Below are 16748 nucleotides of genomic sequence, written 5' to 3'. Positions count from 1 at the left end.
ACGGGGGTTTTGCCGTGTATATATCCCTTGGGGGATAGGATAGGGGCAGCTACACGCTGATGGTACGGCTGCGATCTTCTTGCAGCTTGTAGCTTGAAGCTTGCAACTGATCCTCAGTGAGCTCGCGGATGAACAGCCCCAGCAGTTCGGACTGGCTGCCGATGCCGAGCTTGGCGTAGATGTTCTTGCGGTGGATCTTCACCGTGCCGGGACTGATGGTCAGTTGTTCGGCCACCGAGGCGCTGGAGTGGCCGCGCAACAGCAGCCGTACGATTTCCTGTTCGCGGCCGGTGAGGGTGTGTGCGCCGAACTGGTCGAAGGCTTCGCGGATCTTGAAGTCCAGGTCCTGGGCCGGGCGTGGTTGCTGGGCCTGGCGCTGGTGCCAGGCTTCACCGATGACCTGTTCGACCACGGCCTGGGCACACTCGATCAACTGCATTTCATCGCGGCTGAAGGCGCAGTTGGCGCTGGAGCGCATCAGCGAGAGCACCGCCATGGCACCGTCGCCCAGGTCGACGAAAAACGCCACTTCTTCGGCCAGGCCGGTTTGCTGGTAATAGGTCAGGTAATACTCGCCGAGGTAGAAATGGTCGGGCGCGAACTGGCGCAGGCGCCACAGGCCAGGCGCCTGCCGGCGGGTGCAGGCGAGGTAGAAGGGGTCGAGCAGATAGGGCCCGCACTGATAGTCATCGACATACACCGCGCGCTTGTCGGCGGGGAAGGTATCGAACAGGGCCAGGGGGCGGTGGTTGCCTTCGTAGACGAACAACACGAAATGATCGACCGGGCACACCTGCCGCAACCAGTGGCTCAAGCCCGCCAGCCGTGGGTGCCCGGCGGGCAGGTCCAGCAGGTGGGCGACACCGGTGGTCCAGAGTTTCAGTTCCTTGGGGCGCATGGGAGCTTCGAACATAATGGAGTCGCCAAGACATGCACAAAATACGCCACGGCGCCGGGGCCCTCTTGCTTGACGGATAGAGCAAGGGGGCTTCGGTGTCCGGGCGCACCTGGATGGGGCGCGATGTTACCGACGGCTACAGCCGAGGTATCAGAACTCGGCTGCCGGTTGGCTGAGCACGTGGGCGCACTCCTGGCGAATGCACTCGCGCAACCAGCGGTGGGCGGGATCGGCGTCCATCCGTGGGTGCCAGATCATCGACAGGGTGATCGGGGGCACCGGCAGCGGCAGCACGAAGCTGTACAGGCCGGCACGCAGGTGGTGGGTGTGGCGTTCGGGGACGGTGGCGATCAGGTCCGAAGCCCGCGCCAGTGCCAGCGCGGCCGAAAAGCCACTGACCAGGGTGACGATGTCCCGTGTCAGCCCCAGGGACTGGAATCGCTCGTCCAGCAGGCCCTTGGCCAAGCCCCGGCGCGACACCAGGATGTGCTGGCCGGCCCCATACCGGGCCGGGGTGATTTCGCCCTGACTCAAGGGATGGGCACTGTTCACCACGCCAATGAATCGATCCTCGAACAGGGCCCGGCTACGCAGCTCCGGGCTGGTCGACTCGCTGACCACGCCGGTTTCCAGGTCGACGCTGCCGTCGCGCAGCGGCGCGCTGTCCTTGTCGAGTTTCTGCAGGAAAAACAGGCGTACGCCGGGGGCTTCGGCGCGCAGGCGAGCGATCAGGCCAGGGCCGAAATTTTCCACGAAACCGTCGCTGGTGCGCAGGGTGAAGGTGCGAACCAGTTGCCCAAGGTCCAGCTGTTCGGCCGGACGCAGCACCGCTTCGGCGTCGTGCACCAGTTGCCGGACCTGTTCGCGCAAGGCGATGGCACGCGGGGTTGGCACCAGGCTGCGTCCGGCCCTGACCAGCAGCGGGTCGCCGGTGGTGCTGCGCAATCGCGCCAGCGCCCGGCTCATCGCCGAGGGGCTCAGGTGCAGCCGCTGGGCCGCGCGCGCGACACTGCCTTCGGCGAGCAGCGCATCCAGGGTAATCAGTAAGTTCAGATCGGGCGTCGACATGCTTGTACGGTAGCACGGCCGGACCCTGGCATGGCGTCTGGTGCAGGTATTGAGTGCAAATGCTGCGTCTTCCGCCTTGCCAGCAACCGGCATAGGCTCTGGATCACGACTTTTCTGGAGCCACTAACCATGAATGCCATGACCCAGGCCAATACCGCTGAAGGCGCGAAGCCGACACCTGCTGCCCGGTGGGCGCTCGCCAGTCTGTCGCTGTCGATGGTGTTGCCGTCACTGGATACCAGCATCGCCCATGCCGGCTTGCCGACCCTGGCCCGGGCGTTCGACGCGTCCTTTGCCCAGGTGCAATGGATTGTCCTGGCCTACCTGCTGGCCATCACCACCTTGATTGTCAGTGTCGGCCGGCTCGGTGATCTGGTAGGGCGCCGGCGCTTGCTGCTGGTTGGGATCGGCATCTTCACCGGCGCTTCACTGGCGTGCGGCCTGGCGTCGACGCTCGGCTGGCTGATTGCTGCCCGCGCCGTGCAGGGCCTTGGTGCCGCGATCATGATGGCCCTGACCGTGGCCTTGGTCGCTGACACCGTGCCCCAGGCCCGAACGGGCAGGGCCATGGGCTTGCTGGGGTCGATGTCGGCGCTCGGCACGACGTTGGGGCCGTCCCTGGGCGGGGTGTTGATCGCCAGTGTCGGCTGGCAGGCGATCTTTCTGGTCAATGTGCCGCTGGGCATCATCAGTCTATTGCTTGCCTGGCGATACTTGCCCGTGGACCGTCCACGCACACCACGCAACAAAGCCGCTTTTGATGCCGTAGGCACGCTGGTGCTGGCGCTCACGCTCGCCGCGTATGCGCTGGCCATGACCCTCGGCCAGGGCCACTTCGGCGCGCTCAATGGCATTCTGCTGCTGGCGGCCGCCTGTGGCGTCGGGCTCTTTGCCTGGGTCGAGTCACGGGGTGAAGCACCGCTGGTTTGCCTGGCGCTGTTGCGCAATCGGTCCTTGAGCGCGGGCCTTGCCATGAGCCTGCTGGTCTCGACGGTGATCATGTCGACCCTGGTGGTCGGGCCGTTTTACCTCGCCCGTGGGCTGGGGCTCGATGCCCTGGCGGTCGGGCTGGTCCTGTCGGCGGGCCCCTGCGTCGCGGCGCTGACCGGGGTACCGGCCGGCCGCATCGTCGACCGTTTCGGTGCCCGCCGGGTGACGGTGTTCGGGCTCGTGTCCATGGCCCTTGCCGCGAGTGCGCTGGCGATGCTGCCGGCCCATCTGGGGATCGCCGGCTATGTCGTGCCGATGATGGGCCTGACCGCCAGTTATGCGTTATTCCAGACGGCCAACAACACCTTGATTATGGACGGCGTGAGTGCGCAGCAGCGGGGTGTGATCGCCGGGTTGCTCAGTCTGTCACGCAACCTTGGGCTGATCACCGGGGCGGCGTTCATGGGGGCGGTGTTCGCCCTGGGCTCGGGGGTGTCCGACCTCACCCGTGCTCAGCCGCAGGCCATTGGGACCGGCATGCAGATCACCTTTGCGGTTGCCGTCGTGTTGATCATGGTCGCGTTGGTCATTGCCGGTGCCAGTCAGGTGCTGGCGCGGCACTTCAGGGGCTCGGAAGCAGGCGATACGGGGCGTTGACCGACTTCGAATCGAGTGGGTGGTGATGGGGCGATGCAGGTGAAAGAGGCTTGCGGCGGGGGTGGAGTTACTCAGGCAACGTTGGCCTGAACAGCGGCCATCTGGGCGTCATCCCACAGCACGCGTTCAATGGCACCGACCATCAGGCTTTCCAGCAGACGGTTGCGTTCCCAGGTTTCCAGCGGGTGCTGCGCCAGCCAGTTGGGCGCACCGTTGAGCAGGTTGGCGATGGCGTGTCCGGTGGCCTGTGAGCGGAGGTCGGGCAGGCGCTGGGTGGTGCAGAGCAGGCGCATCAGATGCTGCTCATAGCGTTCCTGCAACTGCTGGACGCGGGCTTGCTGATCCTCGTTCAGGCAACTGCTGTCGCGTTCCACCAGGCGGTAGTGGCAGGGCATCTCCTGATGCAGGCTCAGGTGGGCCTGGATGAGGGCGTGCAGGCTGTCGCGCGGGTCCCGGGGTTGCCGCTCGAGGCGGCTGAGGGTGGTCAGCAGTTCCTCGTAGAACTCCTCGATCAGGTCCAGCAGCAAGTGCTGCTTGCTGGGGAAATGGTGATACAACGAACCTGGGGTAAGCCCCAGGTACGTTGCCAGCTCACGCATGCCGACCTGGCCGAACCCCTTGCTGGCGAACAGCTCCAGGGCCTTGTCCCGGCTCTCGGCAAAGCGTGAGCAGCGATCAGTCATAGCGATGGAAACCACGACCGGTCTTGCGTCCCAGATAGCCCGCGGCAACCATTTCCTTGAGCAGCGGGGCAGGGCGGTACTTGCTGTCGTTGAAGCCGTCGTAGAACGCCTGCATGATCGCCAGCAAGGTGTCCAGGCCGATCAGGTCGGCCAGTGCCAGCGGTCCGATGGGCTGGTTGCAGCCCAGGCGCATGCCGGCATCGATGTCTTCGGCGCTGGCCAGGCCTTCATCGAGCACCTGGATGGCTTCGTTGATCATCGGCACCAGGATCCGGTTCACCACGAAGCCCGGGCGATTGCCGGCGGTGATGGCGGTCTTGCCCAGGGCCTTGGCCATTTCCAGGGCCAGGGCGTGGGTCGCGTCGCTGGTTTGCAGGCCGCGAATCACTTCGATCAGCGCCATGACCGGCACCGGGTTGAAGAAGTGCAAGCCAATGAACCGCCCCGGCTCGCTGACGCTGGCCGCCAACTCGGTGATGGACAGCGACGAGGTGTTGGAGGCAATCACGCAGTCGCTGCTGACCTGGGCGGCGATCTGTTGCAGCACGCGCAGCTTCAGGTCGAAGTTTTCGGTGGCGGCCTCGATCACCATTTGCGCACCGTGCAGGCTGCCGTAGTCGGTGTCGGTGCGGATCTTGTCCAGGGCCGCGAGTTTCTGCCCTTCGCTCAGCGTGCCTTTGGCCACCTGCCGGTCGAGGTTTTTGCCCACGGTGGCCAGCGCCTTCTGCAAGGCGCTCTCGCTGATGTCCAGCAAGGTCACGTTGAAGCCGGCCAGCGCGCAGACCTGCGCGATGCCGTTGCCCATGGTGCCGGCGCCAATCACGCCGATGTGCTGCAGATTCATGCTCATGTCCTTAAACGCGTTCGAACAGCACGGCAATGCCCTGGCCGCCGCCAATGCACATGGTCGCCAGCGCATAGCGGCCCTGGCTGCGATGCAGTTCGTGGATGGCCTTGGTGGCGATGATCGCGCCGGTTGCACCCACCGGGTGACCCAGGGAGATACCGGAACCGTTCGGGTTGACCTTCTCCGGGTCGAAGCCCAGTTCCTGGGCAACGGCGCAGGCTTGCGCAGCGAAGGCTTCGTTGGACTCGATCACATCCAGGTCGGCGACGGTCAGGCCGGCGCGCTTGAGCGCCAGGCGGGTGGCGGGAATCGGCCCCAGGCCCATCATCGACGGCTCGACACCCGCGTGGGCATAGCTCACCAGGCGGGCCAGGGGCTTGAGGCCTTGCTCCATCACCATCTTGCCGGTGGCCAGGACCAGCGCGCCGGCGCCGTCGTTCAGGCCGGAGGCGTTGCCTGCGGTGACGCTGCCGTCTTTCTTGAACGCAGGTTTCATGCGCTCCAGTTGCTCCAGGCTGGCATCGGTGCGCACGTGTTCGTCGGTGGCGAAGGTCACTGTGCCTTTGCGGGTGGCGATTTCAATCGGCACGATCTGCCCTTCGAAACGTCCTTCGGCAATGGCTCGTGCAGCACGCTGCTGGCTGACCAGCGCCAGTTGGTCCTGGGCCTGGCGGGTAATGCCGTAGTGTTCGGCGATGTTTTCCGCGGTGATGCCCATGTGAATGCCGGCGAACGGATCGTGCAAGGCGCCGAGCATGTAGTCGACGGCCTGCATGTCGCCCATCCGCGCACCCCAGCGTGCCTGCGGCAGGATGTACGCGCCGCGGCTCATGGATTCGACACCACCGGCCAGTGCCGCATCGGCATCGCCGAGCATCAGGCTCTGGGCGGCACTGACAATGGCCTGCAGGCCGGAACCGCACAGGCGGTTGACGTTGAACGCCGGGGTTTCCTTGGTCAGGCCGGCATTGATCGCCACGGCCCGGGACACGTAGGCGTCGCGGGTTTCGGTCGGAATCACATGGCCCATGACCACGTGGCCGATGAGTTCCGGTGCCAGGCCCGAGCGCTCGATGGCGGCGCGGCTGACGGCGGTGCCCAGGTCGATGGGCGAAACGTCCTTGAGCGAGCCACCAAAGGCGCCAATGGCAGAACGGACGGCGCTGACTACAAAAATATCGGAAGGGTTCATGGTGGATTCCTCGGTACGTCTTCAATTCGTTGGCTAAACATCGTGGACCGCCAGCCGCTCGCGTACTATGGGCGACGTCTGGCGGGCTGCGCTGCAGTGCCGGTTGATATGGCCGCGAGTCTAGAGTCAGGCACGTCAGTGGCCTATGCCAAAACTGTGCAAGGGTGGTGGCGTTTTTTGCCATGTTTGGATGATGAGCCAGAGAGGAACACATGCGGGAAACGGATTCGGTGGCGGTCTACTTCATGTACCCGATGATCCATGCGCTGCGTGACCAGCCGCAGCGCCTGCGGTCTGTACTCGAAGTCGCCGGCATCGATCCGGCCCTGATCGACCAGCCGGCCGCGCGGGTGCCCGCCAGCGCCTTTGCCGCCTTGTGGCTGGCACAGATCCGCGAATTGAACGACGAATTCTTCGGGCTCGACTCCCACGGCATGCCCCCCGGCAGTTTCGCCTTGATCTGCCGCGCGCTGATCCAGGAGCCGACGCTGGAAAAAGCCATGCGCCAGTGCCTGGTCAACTTCGGCCTGTTCCTGCGCGACTTTCGCGGCACCTTGACGGTGCGCGGCAAGCGCGCGGTGATCAGCGTGCAGACCCAGGCCCGCGACGATGAAGTGGCGCGTTTCGCCGAAGAGACCTTCCTGGTGTTGATGATCAGCCTGCTGTGCTGGCTGGGTGGGCGGCGGATTCCCATCGACCGCGCGGACTTTCGTCATCCGCGTCTGTCCCTGAGTGACGATGCGTTGCTCTGGGGCAACAACCTGACCTTTGGTGCCGAGCGTACCGAAATCGAATTCGACAGCCGTTTTCTGCACTTGCCGGTGGTGCAGGACCTGGCCTCGCTCAAGTCGTTTTTGCGCACCGCGCCGCAATGGCTGGTGATCCGCTTCCGCAATCAGCATGGCCTGGCCTCTCAGGTTCATCAGCGGTTGCGCAACAGCCACTACAGCCAATGGCCGACCTTGCAGGCGTTCGCCGAGGAACAGCACCTGAGCCCCAGTACCGTGCGGCGCAGGCTGGAGCGCGAAGGCGGCTCGTACCAGGAAATCAAGGACGAGGTGCGCCGCGCGGTGGCGATCGAGCAACTGCGCCGGACCCCGGCGAGCATCACCGCGATTGCCGAGCAGATCGGCTTTCAGGAACCCAGCGCCTTCCATCGTGCCTTCAAGAAGTGGACGGGTGAGAGCCCGGGGCGTTACCGGGCGCGGTTCCAGGGCAAGTCGCCCGACCACGAATGAGTCGGCAAGCCGTCGGGTAAACCCCCATTGAAGGTGCTCGATGCCGGGGTGGATTGCGTACGTGAAATTTATACTGTAGTTTTTCATGAAATTATAAAAACATAATTTCATGGTGCCCCTATGTTCCAGCAGTCCACCCAGCATGTCGCCAGCTATTACGCCCACAGTTGTGCGGAGCGTTTGCTGGAGCGTGGGGCGCTCGAGGGCGAGCACCGTACCGAGGTTGTGATCATCGGGGCCGGCTTCAGTGGCTTGCACACGGCCCTGCGCCTGGCCCTGGCGGGCAAGCGGGTGACGCTGCTGGAGGCCAGTCGTGTGGCCTGGGCCGCATCGGGGCGCAATGGCGGGCAGGCAATACTCGGTTGGTCGTGTGACATGCCCCCTCTGGAGGCCGCGCTCGGGTATGAGCGTGCGCGCCGGCTGTGGGACAGCATGTGCTGGGCCGCGCAGGAATTGCGCGAGCTGCCGGCCCGCCATGGTTTTGATTGCGATTATCGCCCCGGTCATCTGTGGACCTCGGTCATGCCGCGCCGGGTCAGGCTGCTCACCCAGTGGCAGCATGAGGCCAGTCACAAGTGGGGCTACGATGGGCTGCAGTTCATCCCTCGCGACCAGTTGCCCCAATGGGTCGCCAGCGACCGCTATCAGGCGGGGCTCTATGACCCCGAAGGCGGGCACCTCAACCCACTGAAACTGGCCCTGGGCCTGGCCGCGGCCATCGAGCGCGCGGGCGGGCGCATCTTTGAGCAGAGCAAAGCCCTGAGTTATCGAGAGGAGGGCGGTGAGTACCGGGTCACCACCGAGCGCGGGAGTCTCCGGGCGGACGTGCTGGTGCTGGCGTGCAATGCCTACCTCGACCAGCTCGATCCGCAACTGGCCAGCCGTGTCCTGCCGGTGGGTACCTACCAGGTGGCCACCGTGCCGCTGCCCGCCGGGCAGGCCAGCGCCTTGCTCCCGGGCAACGTCTGCGTCACCGATAACCAGTTCGTGCTCGACTACTTCCGCCGCACACCGGACAACCGCCTGCTGTTCGGTGGCGGCTGCACCTACTTGGGGGGCATGCCCCGGGACATCGCCGCGGCGACCCGGCCGTTTCTCGAGCGAGTGTTCCCCCAGCTCAAGGGGGGCGAACTGGAATTCGCCTGGGGCGGGCATATCGACCTGACCCTCAAACGCACGCCCGATATCGGCCGGCGGGGCGATCTCTATTGGCTGCAGGGCTATTCCGGGCATGGCGTGCTGCCGACCCTGGCCGCTGCCCGTGCGGTGTCCGACGCAATCCTCGGTGACGCGGATGGGCTGGCCTTGTACCAGGGCCTGAACAATGAGCGTTTCCCCGGTGGCCAATACCTGGCGGCGCCCCTGGAAGCCATCGGCAAGGCGTGGTACCGCCTGCGTGACAGCATTTGATGAATTCTCTTTGGGAAACCCTGGCATGAACAAGCAAGAAGAAATCGCCGCACTGGCGATCCTCATCCACGACCTGCGCAAGCACAAGAAGTACACCCTCAAGGAACTGGCCGACAAAATCGACCGATCCGTGGGCTTCCTGTCGCAAGTCGAGCGCGGTCTGTCACGGCCCACGGTGGCGGACCTGACGGCCATCAGCGAGACCCTGGGCGTGCCCACTACCTACTTCTACAGCTTGCCCAAGCCCAAGGTGCTGCCCTGGGTGACCCGGCCCGACGAGCGCCGCACGCTGTACTACGCCAATGGCATTACCGACATCCTCGTTTCACCGAAAATCAGGGCCTCGTTCTCCATGCTCGAAAGCCGCCTGGAAGCCGGTGCCAGCAGTGGCGAGCGGCACTTGAGCGACAGCTCGGAGCAGGGCGGCTACGTGCTCGAAGGCGAACTGACGCTGTGGCTGGACGAAGACGACGAGCCGGTGACCCTGGTGGTCGGCGACAGCTTTCAACTCGACAGCCATACCCGCTGTCGCTACGGCAACCTCACCGACCAACTCACCCGCGTGCTGTGGGTTTACACCTGATGACAACACAGGAAACTTTGATGATGGACGCTACCTGTTCCGACCTGCTGGCTGAAGTACGTGTTTTCCGCCAACGCTACCCTGAGGTGCGCTACGTCGACCTCATCTCCCTGGACATTCCCGGGCATTTCTACGGCAAGCGCTACCCGATCGAGATGCTCGAAAAAGTGGCGGCCGGCAGTGCCCTCAAGTTGCCGCAGAACTGCGTGCTGCTGGGGGTGCAGGGCGGGCTGTTCAAAATCGGCGACTACTGCTTCCACGACGGCGACCCGGACGCGGTGCGGCGCCTGGTACCGGGCACCCTCAAGCCGGTGACCTGGGAAGCGCAGCCGATCGGGCAGATGCTGATCACCTCCGACGGCACCGAAAACCCCATCGAGTTCGAACCCCGCGAAGTGCTGGCACAAGTGCTGGAGCGCATGCGGCGCAAAGGCATTCACCCGGTGGTGGCGTTCGAACTGGAGTTCTATCTGTTCGACAAGCAACTGCGTGACGGCCAGCCGCAGTTCCCCCGCGACCCTCTGACCGACGATGCCGACGACCAGCCGAACATGCACATCGAGCGCCTGTCACGGTTTGCTCCGGTCCTCGACGAAATGGTCGAGGCCGCGCGCGCCCAGGGCGTCGACACCACGGTGATCACCGCGGAGCTTGGGCCCGGCCAGTTCGAGATCAACTTCGGCCACCTCAATGATGGCCTGCAAGCCGCGGACTGGGCCGCACTGTTCTGCCGCAGCACCCGGGGCGTCGCCCTCAAGCACGGCTATCGCGCCAGCTTCATGGCCAAGCCCTACCTGCAGCACCCGGGCAGCGGCATGCACGTGCACGTCAGCCTCTACGATGGCGAAGGCCAGAACCTGTTGGCCGCCAACCAGCAACAGGCCCTGCGCCATGCCGTGGCCGGCTGCCTGGAGCTGTTGCCCCACTGCATGCCGATCTTCGCCCCGAACCAGAACGCCTTCCGCCGCCTGGGCGGCACCGTGAACGCGGCAACCCAGGCCAGCTGGGGCTTCGAAGACCGCGACGCCTGCGTACGCATCCCCGAGTCGGACAGCAAAAACCTGCGCATCGAACACCGCCTGGCCGGCGCCGACGCCAACCCCTACCTGGTGTTGGCGGCGATCCTGGTCGGACTGGAGCAGGGCCTGGAAGCCGGCCGCGAACCGATCCCACCCCTCAACGAAGACCGTAACAGCGGCATCGACTTCCCCCTGGAAATGCTCGAAGCCGTACGTGCCATGCAACACCAACCGCAGCTGCGCCAAGGCTTGGGGGCCGAGTTCGTCGACGTCTACTGCGAGAACAAGCGCCAGGACCACCTGGCCTTCCAACAGGAAATCACCGCCCGGGAATATCGCTGGTACCTCTAGCGAACGCCGGAGTGAACTGTGGTTCGGCCACCATGGCCGAACCATAGTGTTGACCGGGTTGGAGATTTTTTACTTCCCGTTCTTGACATGCCCAGAGAAGCAGTCCAGAATTGCGTCCATTCCTGATTAGGGAACGAGAAAAACCCTTTAGATTTCAAAGGGTTGGAAGTAGATGCAAATCTAGATTCCCTCTCCAGTTTGTATGTGTTTGATGTTGCTTTTAGGGCATCTGACATTTGAGGCCGAGTAGCAAAATGGTTATGCAGTGGATTGCAAATCCACCTACGCCGGTTCGATTCCGACCTCGGCCTCCACTTTTAAAAACCCCGCAGATCAATGATCTACGGGGTTTTTTATTGCCCTCAGGAAAGTGAAGTGTTCTGTAATTTTCGGGCAGTGTTCCGCAACTGCTAACGATGGGAGCACCTGTGGTCAGAGTGATGACAGGTTGCAATCGGCCAATAGCAGACGTTCAAAGCTGTCAAAAAAAACGTGGGGGGATTTACACATCCCGTTACTCAGAGTAGGAGCTGGAGACCGCGCCTCAATCTCAATTTCCCTGTGCTCATTCAGACAAGGCTAATTGCCATTGCCAAGGGGCAACCGTATGCTGACAATTCGTGACTAATATCTTGATCCTTTACACCGAGTAATTGCCCAATTGCAGAGGTGTCTAGGACTGGGATCACGCCCGTCCAACAAGATATTTGCGAGTTAGGGAGAGAGCGGTGGGTTTCTTTACAGATGGAGAGACGGCTGACCTGAGGATCACAAATATGATCCTGCACGTAGTCGGTGGAGAAGAATTTACCCCGGAGTCCGTACGCCAAGTCGAGCATGAAGAGTTTTTCATCGCACGAATACTCGATACCGATGCGGATGCAATCTATAGCTTCAGGGAGACGTCAGCTACCAAGGCTCAACTAGAAAAAATTGCTACGGGAGCCGAAAATTTTGAGAGAGGAACTCAGAGTCTCTCCGCTACTTTTTCTCGTTGGCACGTTAATAGCAGCCGCGACGGTGCATTATTTATCTTCGAGTTGTCCGGTGGTGATGAGAGTACGAAACTCTATAGCATGATCAAATATGACTACAGCGAGGCTATAGAGCAGGCCCCTGCGGAAGACGGCGGCCTGCTTCGACGCATTGTTCATGCATTTGTCGCTGATAAGAAAGCTATTCAGAAGTCCTCCTTGGTGAGGGTTGTAAACGGTGTAGCGGAAACCCTAGTGTCCGCCCGAGATAGAATGAAAAAAGCTCCTGAGATCGTTGATTACTTTGCCAACTTTCTCGATGTGGTCCGTAGTATGTCTGATCAAGAGCTTAATACTAAGGTCGTTAGTCTGTTACGCGAAACCTTAACTTCTTGTAAAGCCGACTTGGGAGATACAGTTCCAAGAGCTTTTTCCGTAGCCAAAAATTCCTTAGCTCAACGTCGAGAAATCAATGAAGATGCGATCATTGATGCTGTCCTGTTGGCAGCGGGAAACCCTACCGATGAAAAGGTAATTACAAGATTGCAGAATGCAACACGCCGAAAAATTCGTTCCGCTAGAATTGAAAATTTGGTGTTTCCTTCCGATCAAGCAATCCTAGGGCGGCCTCCAATGCGTAGGATCCGAACCACCGAAGGCGTCACAGTTCTGTACCCAGACGATGCTGGGATGACAGTCACTCGCGAGCCTAAGGCTAAAGGTGGGGAATTGATTACGATTGATACTCAGGCAATCACGGAAGACAAACTTGTCTCTGACAACCCTCGCTGAACAACTTGATGTACTCGCTGCTCAGGCTAACGCGCATATCAATGAGAGTGATGAGAGCATCACAGTCTCGAATCTGTGTGCGGACGCGACCCTTGAAATTCTCGCTACTTGCTTGGGGCTCGGTTGGGGGTGCTCCGCATTTGATGAGGAGCAAACACCAACTGAGCCAAGTAATATTGTTGAGGATTTCGAGCCTTTCCGCGTAACAATTCGGAAACCAGATCGCCCCGAAGAGACACTAGATATTCTTACCTCAGTTGGCATTTTACACTGGCTGGAGAAAGGACACGACGCAAAACGCTGGCGGATCGCTGGTCTCTCGAAACCGCTGTTTACTCAGGTTCGCATATATACCGGCTGGACGCTCCCCGAAGCAGTTACGGCAGTTACGGTTTCTCCTACGACTAAGTCTCCCAGGGCTCTCGTAAGGGAATCAGGCTCTTTGAAGATCGTCCCAGGAGACATTCGCCCATGGCTCCTTCTAGATCAATCGCAGTTTGATTTAGATCAGCCATTCCATAAAACATGGGGTGTAAAGGCGTTTGATGCAATAGTGCACACTCTCGCGAATGAGATCGATCCAGATAGTCATTCACTAATATTCAAGGGGGCGCCAAAGCTGGTTTTACAACCCCCAAAATCCACTACAACTACTATACAAGAATTTGGTGTAGATGCTTTTCTGCATCTCCAAACAGCCGCTCATTGGGTTTATGAAAATAGCCGCGAAGCGGAAGTCAAACATAGCTTGTTAGCGATGGAAATTGCCCGTTCAGGGCGTGAGAATGGCCCTGCCGCTGATTACTTAAAAGCCAATCTCTCAACAGCGCTGGAAAGTGCAAAGATCGCGTATCAAATGTCGCTGTCAGACTTAGGCAAAGACACTCTTAAGTCGCTAGGCGATCTGCGCAAAGCAATCACCGAAGAAACCGCTAAAGCTACTGACGCAACAAGACAAACGATAACAGCTGTTTCAGGGGCCTTGGCCGTAGGCGTAGGTCTAGTGGCCGCGAGGCTGAGCACTGACATCAATCCTTGGTTAATCAGCATGGTGATGTTGATAGCAACTGGGTACATCGGGATGATCGTCTACTCCGGGTGGAGCTTCATAAGTTTACAGCGCGGACTTCGGAAGGACTGGCAACCAAAACTCTACCGTTTCCTACCACAGGACGAATACAACAAGATGGTAGCAGCACCGGCCGAAAAATCTGAGCAAGTCTTCAAATACTCAGCGATGATTGGAATGGGGGCCGTGATAGTAATGTTTGTTGGTGTATCGATATTCAGCTTTGTTAGTGAACCTAAAGTAAACGGCCCCAAACCCGATCATTCAGAATCAAAAAGAAATGAAAGCAATACTGCCGTCGTCATCCAACTGAATGAGCAATTGCAGAGACTGAATGTACCGCTCTCTGCCCCCGTCCCGTTTCGCAAGGATTGGATCTCACCGCTCCCGATCTCTGCTGAGTCTAGTGAAGTTCCAGCGAGGCCTTGAATCCCCTCTGAGTCTGTGGACATTGTTCTCTGTCTGCTATAGGTCAAAGCCGCCCCTATTGATCGGCGGCTTTTGGCCGTTTTCTACCTGCCGCGACCGGCTAAAAACGACCCACAGCTGTCATTCAGATGTGTCTACGATTTTGAGGGCGATTCAGGGTTTTACGTCTCGCCTACAAGATTTGATTTACGTCCATCCATATGGAACTACTAATCGTGCCAGATGCGTTAGCACACTTATCGAGACTTGTGCGTAAGGTATGTTCTGATATAAAGATCAATTAACTTACTAAGCTGTTTGTTGGCCTCATCATGTTTCTGCAAGCTGCGCATCTTTGATAGATGGCGCTCAAGAAACTTATGTGAAATTTTAATTATTATTTTGTTGTGATTGTCATAGATTTCTTTTGCCCATTGAAGCTCGCGATTTTTCTCCAGGTTATCATTAAAGTCTCGATTGATGATAAATGCTAATCTTCCGTAATCTTTATAAAGATAGCCATTTACCTGTCTATAGTCGGAAGAGGTGAGGTCGCGATAATTTTTAACTTCAAAAATAACTTGGCGAGTCTGATAGTCTGTGAGTATTCGGGACCAAACCCCTGAATCAGCAAGGTTTGTAGCAACAATATCTCGCTGCTGAAGACCATTTTTATTAGGATGCAATTCTATATTTGTTAAATTTGTCGCAAAGAGTATTTTTACAGCTTTCAAGGCCCATGCCTCAAAATCTACAGCACCTGCTGCTCCCTCTGGAATTTCACTCAGCTCCTTTAATAGCGAACCTATGCGGTGCTTTCGTTGCTCCTCAGATACCGAGCTTACTTCGATGTCGTATTCATCGTGGATGTCTTCCGCTGCACGACTATCAATATCGAACTCTTGTACGCTCAATGCTAGCCAATAGCACGGATGTATAAGTATTTTTGAGCTTTCCGTAAAATCTTTTTCTGGCTCTTTTCCATCATGACAAAATACATATGAAGAAGACGGAGTGTTGTATAGACCTAGAAAGCCTATGCTATATAGGCGCTGTATGACTTGAATAGGGCCGTCAAGCAGTAGAATATCTTGTAGCTTGACCTTGCTTTCAAGTGAATTAGCTGTTAGCGCGACAGTTATTATTTTTGCCGCCTCTGACACCTGATAATCAGGCTTTTTATTTGAAAACAAAGAAGTGAATATATCCAGCGCCGGAAAAACAGTTTCATATTCTTTCAGCAAATCATTCAGGCGATTTTGGGAAATTGTATTTGCAGTGGCATTTATGTCGTCAATTATGATTTTATCACGGCCTTGTACGAAAGCTCGGAGAAAAGCATCGTTGAGCAAAACAAGTATATCTCTCGGTCGATAAAGCGTAAGTTTTAGTGCGTCACGGAAGCCTGTACTAGATTGAAGGCCATTTGCAGTATAAGCATTCCACAAGCGAGTATTATTTTCGATCTTTGATTCAAAAGCGGATCGGATCCTGTTGCATACTAGATTGAAAAGATTGTATTCATCCCAGTGCAGCCTTAAAACCTGGCCTTCAATGTTTCTGGTAAAGTCTGGATCCATTTTTGAAATTGCACGATGGATGTTATCTCTAACAAATGCAAAGGCGATGACTTTTTCTCTGAAAGTTTGTTTTATGTCGATTACTGATTGAATGAAGCCGTCAACAATGGCAACTCCTAGGTCATCTGGAGTATAGCCTTCGTCCAATCTGTCAGCAAAAATCACGAATTGAAACTTGTTTTTTTCAAGTGAGTCAAGTATCGCATCTTCCAGCTCTTCGAATTCAAATGCGTCCGAAAGTTCTGATATACGACGGGCTGGAGTCTGATCTTTAGTGTGATCCAAAATGCTAAGCAATTTCTTTCTTATTTTACCACTAATGTTTTGGCGTTTCGTTCCCCAGAGGCTTAAGTGCTTAATAGCCACTTGACAAGTCAAGCTGCCTTGCAGTTTGTAGTGCCCGCTTATTTCAGACAGGATCTCCATGTAAATTGCATAGCGCCATGCTAACTTGCTGCCTGCTTTAATGTGCAGATAGTTGTCGCCAAACAGCGATACAATGTCTCTTAAGCCAATTATTTGCTCTTCTACTGGAGTTATGGTTAAGGCGTGAGTTTTGGGTTTGCTGTGCCAATGCTTAGAAAGCATATATACAAGAGCACTTTTACCCGTTCCCCGGCGCCCGACTACTATGCACCTATCGTGGGACTCTAAGAGAGACTTGTAATCCGAAGTTGGCCAAAAGGACGCTTCGAGCATTTTTGCATCATGCTCAGCACGAATATCGCCCAAAACATTTCCTTTCATAGCGCCATCCTTCTCTGTGATAGCTTTCAAATCTAGCATGGCCCAGAAGCTGGCGTCAGGAATGCTTGGAGTTGGATTGTTAATTGGAAGGTGACATGGGAACCGAACGGCACTTTCTCCCGTTTTTGTTCTGGGCATAAGCTTTGGATCGAGACTAGTCATCCTCGCATCTTGAACCGCCACTGGTTCCAGCGACTGCTTCTGGCCGACAGCGAACCTGGCCTGAACGTCTGCTTCTGGCCGTTTTCTGCCTATCGCGAAGGGCTGCTATGGGTTGTGGATTCGTGCCTTTCAGAGATAAC

At 58.2% G+C, this 16748-nt stretch carries 13 protein-coding genes and 1 tRNA gene; 8 read left to right on the top strand and 6 right to left on the bottom strand.

All coding sequences use genetic code 11. The features are described 5' to 3' along the window. Window positions 1-49 precede the first annotated feature (49 nt). Both CKW29_RS14780 and CKW29_RS14775 read right to left on the bottom strand, forming a co-directional pair. Window positions 50-898 carry a LuxR family transcriptional regulator gene (locus CKW29_RS14780; RefSeq protein WP_095148783.1) on the bottom strand — a complete coding sequence of 283 codons (849 nt, stop codon included), beginning with the start codon at window positions 896-898 and terminating at the stop codon, window positions 50-52. A gap of 150 nt (window positions 899-1048) precedes the next feature. Further along, window positions 1049-1966 (bottom strand): LysR family transcriptional regulator, encoded by a 918-nt coding sequence (locus CKW29_RS14775; protein ID WP_095148758.1) that lies wholly within the window; start codon window positions 1964-1966, stop codon window positions 1049-1051. Between the two features lie 129 nt (window positions 1967-2095). Here CKW29_RS14775 and CKW29_RS14770 point away from each other — a divergent pair, with 129 nt between their 5' ends. Then, entirely contained in the window at window positions 2096-3553 is a 1458-nt protein-coding gene (locus CKW29_RS14770; RefSeq protein WP_371850794.1) for an MFS transporter, read from the top strand. Between the two features lie 71 nt (window positions 3554-3624). On the opposite strand, the gene CKW29_RS14765 is transcribed toward CKW29_RS14770, so the two are convergent. Genes CKW29_RS14765 through CKW29_RS14755 form a run of 3 tightly spaced genes read right to left on the bottom strand, consistent with a single transcriptional unit; the run spans window position 3625 to window position 6275 of the window. After that, window positions 3625-4236: a TetR/AcrR family transcriptional regulator gene (locus tag CKW29_RS14765; RefSeq protein ID WP_095148756.1), complete on the bottom strand. Its 612-nt coding sequence runs from the start codon at window positions 4234-4236 to the stop codon at window positions 3625-3627. Continuing rightward, the gene (locus tag CKW29_RS14760; RefSeq protein WP_095148755.1) at window positions 4229-5080 is read right to left on the bottom strand and encodes a 3-hydroxybutyryl-CoA dehydrogenase; all 852 of its coding nucleotides are present in this window, start codon (window positions 5078-5080) and stop codon (window positions 4229-4231) included. Before CKW29_RS14760 ends, CKW29_RS14765 begins: the two co-directional genes overlap by 8 nt. Before the next feature lie 10 nt (window positions 5081-5090). Further along, window positions 5091-6275 (bottom strand): acetyl-CoA C-acyltransferase family protein, encoded by a 1185-nt coding sequence (locus CKW29_RS14755; protein WP_095146381.1) that lies wholly within the window; start codon window positions 6273-6275, stop codon window positions 5091-5093. Between the two features lie 212 nt (window positions 6276-6487). Here CKW29_RS14755 and CKW29_RS14750 point away from each other — a divergent pair, with 212 nt between their 5' ends. From CKW29_RS14750 to CKW29_RS14720, 7 genes are all read left to right on the top strand, one after another. Beyond that, window positions 6488-7513: an AraC family transcriptional regulator gene (locus CKW29_RS14750; protein ID WP_095148754.1), complete on the top strand. Its 1026-nt coding sequence runs from the start codon at window positions 6488-6490 to the stop codon at window positions 7511-7513. A gap of 120 nt (window positions 7514-7633) precedes the next feature. After that, the gene (locus tag CKW29_RS14745) at window positions 7634-8923 is read left to right on the top strand and encodes an FAD-binding oxidoreductase (protein ID WP_095148753.1); all 1290 of its coding nucleotides are present in this window, start codon (window positions 7634-7636) and stop codon (window positions 8921-8923) included. Window positions 8924-8948: 25 nt separating this feature from the next. Further along, on the top strand, window positions 8949-9506 hold the full coding sequence (locus CKW29_RS14740) for a helix-turn-helix domain-containing protein (protein WP_095083345.1): 558 nt from the start codon (window positions 8949-8951) through the stop codon (window positions 9504-9506). Between the two features lie 23 nt (window positions 9507-9529). Beyond that, on the top strand, window positions 9530-10876 hold the full coding sequence (locus CKW29_RS14735; protein WP_095148782.1) for a glutamine synthetase family protein: 1347 nt from the start codon (window positions 9530-9532) through the stop codon (window positions 10874-10876). 240 nt (window positions 10877-11116) lie between these two features. Further along, a tRNA-Cys gene (locus tag CKW29_RS14730) sits at window positions 11117-11190 on the top strand. A gap of 462 nt (window positions 11191-11652) precedes the next feature. Then, window positions 11653-12642, top strand: coding sequence for a hypothetical protein (locus CKW29_RS14725; RefSeq protein ID WP_218192187.1), 990 nt, complete (start codon window positions 11653-11655; stop codon window positions 12640-12642). Continuing rightward, window positions 12620-14140: a hypothetical protein gene (locus tag CKW29_RS14720; protein ID WP_095077330.1), complete on the top strand. Its 1521-nt coding sequence runs from the start codon at window positions 12620-12622 to the stop codon at window positions 14138-14140. Before CKW29_RS14725 ends, CKW29_RS14720 begins: the two co-directional genes overlap by 23 nt. Before the next feature lie 236 nt (window positions 14141-14376). Here CKW29_RS14720 and CKW29_RS14715 read toward each other — a convergent pair whose 3' ends face one another. Next, on the bottom strand, window positions 14377-16608 hold the full coding sequence (locus tag CKW29_RS14715; RefSeq protein ID WP_218192186.1) for a P-loop ATPase, Sll1717 family: 2232 nt from the start codon (window positions 16606-16608) through the stop codon (window positions 14377-14379). Window positions 16609-16748: the final 140 nt, after the last annotated feature.

The sequence above is a fragment of the Pseudomonas sp. Irchel s3a18 genome, assembly GCF_900187535.1.
GTDB lineage: Bacteria > Pseudomonadota > Gammaproteobacteria > Pseudomonadales > Pseudomonadaceae > Aquipseudomonas.
The sequence above is the reverse complement of the archived record's forward strand: the minus strand, read 5'-3'. Positions and strand labels throughout refer to the sequence as shown.

Excerpts from the sequence above, each read along its gene's own strand:
- CKW29_RS14725 (WP_218192187.1), top strand. The coding sequence starts at position 11,653 with ATGATCCTGCACGTAGTCGGTGGAGAAGAATTTACCCCGGAGTCCGTA.
- CKW29_RS14745 (WP_095148753.1), top strand. The coding sequence starts at position 7,634 with ATGTTCCAGCAGTCCACCCAGCATGTCGCCAGCTATTACGCCCACAGT.
- CKW29_RS14780 (WP_095148783.1), bottom strand. The coding sequence starts at position 898 with ATGCGCCCCAAGGAACTGAAACTCTGGACCACCGGTGTCGCCCACCTG.
- CKW29_RS14755 (WP_095146381.1), bottom strand. The coding sequence starts at position 6,275 with ATGAACCCTTCCGATATTTTTGTAGTCAGCGCCGTCCGTTCTGCCATT.
- CKW29_RS14775 (WP_095148758.1), bottom strand. The coding sequence starts at position 1,966 with ATGTCGACGCCCGATCTGAACTTACTGATTACCCTGGATGCGCTGCTC.
- CKW29_RS14735 (WP_095148782.1), top strand. The coding sequence starts at position 9,530 with ATGGACGCTACCTGTTCCGACCTGCTGGCTGAAGTACGTGTTTTCCGC.
- CKW29_RS14760 (WP_095148755.1), bottom strand. The coding sequence starts at position 5,080 with ATGAATCTGCAGCACATCGGCGTGATTGGCGCCGGCACCATGGGCAAC.
- CKW29_RS14740 (WP_095083345.1), top strand. The coding sequence starts at position 8,949 with ATGAACAAGCAAGAAGAAATCGCCGCACTGGCGATCCTCATCCACGAC.
- CKW29_RS14770 (WP_371850794.1), top strand. The coding sequence starts at position 2,096 with ATGAATGCCATGACCCAGGCCAATACCGCTGAAGGCGCGAAGCCGACA.
- CKW29_RS14715 (WP_218192186.1), bottom strand. The coding sequence starts at position 16,608 with ATGACTAGTCTCGATCCAAAGCTTATGCCCAGAACAAAAACGGGAGAA.
- CKW29_RS14750 (WP_095148754.1), top strand. The coding sequence starts at position 6,488 with ATGCGGGAAACGGATTCGGTGGCGGTCTACTTCATGTACCCGATGATC.
- CKW29_RS14765 (WP_095148756.1), bottom strand. The coding sequence starts at position 4,236 with ATGACTGATCGCTGCTCACGCTTTGCCGAGAGCCGGGACAAGGCCCTG.